Here is a 2,102-nt window from a genome sequence, read left to right as displayed (position 1 = left end):
CCCTTTTATATGCCAAGTGATCACCCTGACTATAAAAAAAGCGATGAGTATTTTATTGAAAAAGTGAAATCTTATATAAACAAAATAAACAAAAACATAAGTGAAAAAGACTTTAAAAGTATAAGGGTTTTTAGATATCGCTACGCACAACCTATATGCGAACCAGGCTATCTCAATAAAATTCCGCCGATAAGTTTTATCAATAATCTCTATATTGCAGATACTTCTTATTATTACCCGGAAGACAGGTCTCTTTCAGAAAGCATAAGACTTGGGAAATATATGGCCGAAAAAGCTATTGGTAAAAAAAAGTGATTAAAGGTTTAATTTCAAAATACAGGCAATTTTATAAGTTTCTTTTATCAGGCGGTATTGCAGCTTTTGCAAATTTCGGCTCAAGATTTTTTTATAGCGAATTCGTAAATTTTGGTTTAGCCGTGGTACTTGCGTATTTGACAGGAATGCTTGTAGCTTTTATACTATTTAGGCTTTTTGTTTTCAAAAAAAGCATACAGCCAATAAAAAAATCAATTTTGTATTTTATCATGGTTAATATTATTGCTCTGATACAGGTTTATATAATAAGTATTGGTTTAGCAGACTATATTTTTCCATATATTAAATTTAACTTCTATCCAGAAGCTGTAGCGCACGCCATAGGTATATCCGTTCCAACATTTGTAAGTTTTATCGGTCATAAAAGATTTTCGTTTAGGGAGGAAAATGCGTAAAAATACTTCCTGTATCTATGATTTTAGCTCTAATAAGTGTTGTTATTTCTGTAAATCTTTTTAATTACTATAATGATGAAAACCACAATAAAGTAGGCATCAAAATATTATTTGTATCACTAATATCCGGAATGATATTGGCTTTGGCTTCTCTCATAAAATTCAATATATTACCTTTTAGTATAGTTTTCTTTATAATTTTTTCTATTTTGATATTTTACAATTTTAAATCAAAAAAATACTTGCTTTTAAGTTTTGTGGGCTTTGCATCGTTTTTTACTTTTTTTATAGTCTTATACTTATTATCGAAGCAAAAAATATACAACTTGATTCCTTTTATAAAAGGATGCTATCAAATAATTAAAGGCTATACTCCTGCTATGTTTCTACATGGAAATCATTTACAAACAATTGTGGCATTTATAATTCTTGCTTATTTTATTTACATAGTAATTAAAGCTTTTAAAAACAAACAAAAGAAAATATTTTCTCAATTTTTACTACTTTTTTTGCTTTTGTTTATTGCGTATAAAGAAGGTTTTACCAGACACGATCCTGGGTTAGTAGGGGGGCATGCTATAATTAGTTTTTTTCCAATTGCCCTAATACTAATAACATTTAGTATGTTAATATTTAGTAATAACAATTTATCGAACAAATACTTGAAACTAATATTTATATTTGCCTTTTGTTTCAACCTGATAGGTGGATTAACAACTTTGATACCAGCTGCAGCACAAAAACAATTTATAAAAGTATTAATCAATTACAAAAACACAAGAACAGCTTTACAACAAATATCAAACGAATCAATACAAAATCAGTTTAACATAAAACCATCAATAATAAAAGCAATAAAAAATACAAGTGTAACCATAATACCATGGAATTTAATGATGGCCCAAGGTTATAATATGAAATTTATACCACAACCCGTGCCTCAGGCTTATCAAGCAAACACTCCATATCTAGACAAACAAAATGCTAACCAATTGATGGGTAATAAAGCACCTCAGAAAATCATTTACACCTTCGAAGATATCGACGGACGGTATCCACTATTTTCAGAGCCTTATACCTTTCAAACAATTTTATCTTGTTATAATACAGAGATATCTGGCAATAACTACAGTCTATTTACCAGAAAAAAGCTATGTTATGATTTACAATTACACAAATTATCAAATATTAAAGCCAATCTTAATAAGTGGATTGACATACCGAAAAATGCAGATTTTATGAATGTATATATAAAACCAACCATATTTAATTCCATAATAAACATTTTATATAAACCTTTCAGTCAACTTAATATTTCTTTTAAACTCGAGGATGGTTCAATTGTTGGTCCCTACAGGTTTATATATGCAG

General features: G+C 28.6%; 2 protein-coding genes and 1 pseudogene. All 3 read left to right on the top strand.

Annotated elements, in window-relative coordinates; translation table 11 throughout:
- Positions 1-315, top strand: a pseudogene (locus tag Q0C22_RS06775) (FAD-dependent oxidoreductase); the annotation flags it as partial.
- Positions 312-731 carry a GtrA family protein gene (locus Q0C22_RS06770; RefSeq protein ID WP_291493065.1) on the top strand — a complete coding sequence of 140 codons (420 nt, stop codon included), beginning with the start codon at positions 312-314 and terminating at the stop codon, positions 729-731. The pseudogene Q0C22_RS06775 and the gene Q0C22_RS06770, both read left to right, overlap by 4 nt.
- A gap of 17 nt (positions 732-748) precedes the next feature.
- Positions 749-2,102: hypothetical protein (locus tag Q0C22_RS06765; protein ID WP_291493063.1), on the top strand; the 1,354-nt coding region annotated here is incomplete at its 3' end.

It is taken from the genome of Desulfurella sp. (assembly GCF_023256235.1).
Lineage (GTDB): Bacteria > Campylobacterota_A > Desulfurellia > Desulfurellales > Desulfurellaceae > Desulfurella.
This window is presented reverse-complemented; position numbering and strand designations above follow the sequence as displayed.